Origin of the sequence: Streptomyces sp. SID1328, assembly GCF_009865595.1 — a bacterium.
GTDB classification, from domain to species: Bacteria; Actinomycetota; Actinomycetes; order Streptomycetales; family Streptomycetaceae; genus Streptomyces; species Streptomyces griseoluteus.
In genome coordinates this window covers 1-2,057 of record NZ_WWKH01000921.1, presented here as the reverse complement: position 1 = coordinate 2,057, position 2,057 = coordinate 1, and the positions used below count along the sequence as shown (strand labels likewise).

Annotated in this window: 3 protein-coding genes; all 3 read left to right on the top strand. The window is 72.5% G+C overall.

Going from position 1 to position 2,057, the window contains the following annotated elements; translation table 11 throughout:
- Window positions 1-681, top strand: a 681-nt coding sequence (locus tag GT030_RS29740) for an SPFH domain-containing protein (protein ID WP_272920734.1), incomplete at its 5' end; no start/stop codon positions are given.
- Window positions 682-814: 133 nt separating this feature from the next.
- Window positions 815-1,429 (top strand): lytic polysaccharide monooxygenase auxiliary activity family 9 protein, encoded by a 615-nt coding sequence (locus tag GT030_RS29735; protein WP_086691600.1) that lies wholly within the window; start codon window positions 815-817, stop codon window positions 1,427-1,429.
- 88 nt (window positions 1,430-1,517) lie between these two features.
- Window positions 1,518-1,955, top strand: coding sequence for a DUF3592 domain-containing protein (locus GT030_RS29730; RefSeq protein ID WP_161203739.1), 438 nt, complete (start codon window positions 1,518-1,520; stop codon window positions 1,953-1,955).
- Window positions 1,956-2,057: the final 102 nt, after the last annotated feature.

Below are 2,057 nucleotides of genomic sequence, written 5' to 3'. Positions count from 1 at the left end.
GGCACGGGGGCGCTGGGGCTGTTCGGGTTCGGCGGACTGGCGCGCGGGCGCACCGGGCGGGCCTGGGTGCTGGGGCTGTTCGGCCGCTACCGGGGGACCGTACGGCGCACCGGGCTGCTGTGGATCAACCCGCTGCTGCGGCGGCGCCGGGCCGATGTGCGGCTGCGGCACTGGCGCAGCGGGGCGGTGCCCGCGGCCGACGCGGGCGGGGTGGCGCTGCGGGTGGTGGTGCTGGTGGTGTGGCGCGTGCGGGACACCGCGCGGGCGCTGCTCGGCATCGAGGAACACGAGACCTACCTGCGCGAATGCGTGGAGTCGGCCCTCGCGCGGGTCCCGGTGGAGCTGCCGGGCGGGGCGCGCAGCGGGGCGGACGCGGCCGGGGACGCGCTGACCCGGCTGGTCGCGGCCGACGTGGCGCCGGTCGGGGTGGAGGTGTTCTCCGTGCAGCCGGTCCGGGTGGAGTACGCGCCCGAGGTCGCCGCCGCCATGCAGCGGCGCCGGATCGCCGCGCTGGACGCACAGCAGCGGGCCACCATGCTCAGCTCGGTGGTGGACTCGGTCGAGGACACGGTCACCCGGCTCACCACGCGCGGGCTGGTCGAGCTGGACGACTACGAGCGCAAGGCGCTGGTCCGGGACCTCACGGTGGCCTTCTGCTCGGCCCGCCGGGAACCGGCCTGACGCATGCCGCCCAATGGTATGGACACGTTCAACTCCCGGCAATAATCTGGTACTTGGTCTGGACCTATCGCACCGTCATCGCACAGCCCGGCTCAGTGAACCTTCCCCCACGACGTTCCCCAGGAGCGGCAGCATGCGTACCAGGACCAGGTTGTCAGCGTTGTCGGCGGCCGTGCTCGGCATGGCCACCGCCGGCGCCTTCGTACTCTCCACCGGCGGCGCCAGCGGCCACGGCTACACCGACCTCCCCGTCAGCCGGCAGAAGCTCTGCCAGAACGGCTCCGTGGCGAACTGCGGCGACATCCAGTGGGAGCCGCAGAGCGTCGAGGGTCCCAAGGGCTTCCCCGGCGCGGGCCCCGGCGACGGCCAGCTCTGCAGCGGCGGCAACAGCCGCTTCGGCCAGCTCAACGCCCCGAACACCCCCGGCGGCGGCGCCTGGCCCACCACCCGGGTCACCGGCGGCCAGTCGTACACCTTCCGCTGGCAGTTCACCGCCATGCACGCCACCAGCGACTTCACCTACTACGTCACCAAGCAGGGCTGGAACCAGAACCACGCCCTGGCCCGGTCCGACCTCAACCTGACCCCGTTCCTCTCGGTGCCGTACAACGGCCAGCGCCCGCCGTCCACGCTCAGCCACAGCGGCACCCTGCCCCGGGGGCTGACCGGCCACCACGTGATCCTCGCGGTGTGGAACGTGGCCGACACCGGGAACGCCTTCTACGCCTGCTCGGACGTCACATTCTGAGCTTCGCTTGAGGCCCGCGGCCCCGCCGCATGGGTACGTTCACGGCACGCCGGTCCATCGGAGCGGCGTGCCGACCCAGGGGGGCCTGATGGACGCACTGCTCTACCTCGTGCCCGGAGTGATCACGGCGGGGTGTGTCTTCGGCGCGGTCCAGGTGATCCGCCGCGCCCTGCGCACCAGCCGGATGTGGGCCCACGGCCTGACCGCCGAGGCGCGCTGCCTCAACACCTACACGAAGACCAGCGGCGGCAACGACACCGCCGTACGCACCACGCTCCACCATGTGTACGAGTTCACCACCCGCGAGGGCGAGAGGTTCCGGTTCGACGAGGCCGGAGGCGACTCGACCGTGGTGGCGGGCGACCACCTGGTGGTGCGCTACCTGGCGGAGCGCCCGCAGTGGGCCACCGCGCTCCAGCCGGCCCGGGGGCGGCTGATCCTCGGCACCGCGGTGCTGGTCGCCTTCCTGGCGGTGGTCGCCGCAGGCTGCGTGCTCTTCGCCGTCTCCGCCCGCTCGGCGGTCTGACAGAAGAACCGAGGGCGGATCGGTTTCCCGATCCGCCCTCGGCAGATGTGCGCCGCCAGGGACTCGAACCCCGGACCCGCTGATTAAGAGTCAGCTGCTCTA

Coding starts and splice junctions, on each gene's coding strand:
- GT030_RS29735 (WP_086691600.1), top strand. CDS start 815: ATGCGTACCAGGACCAGGTTGTCAGCGTTGTCGGCGGCCGTGCTCGGC.
- GT030_RS29730 (WP_161203739.1), top strand. CDS start 1,518: ATGGACGCACTGCTCTACCTCGTGCCCGGAGTGATCACGGCGGGGTGT.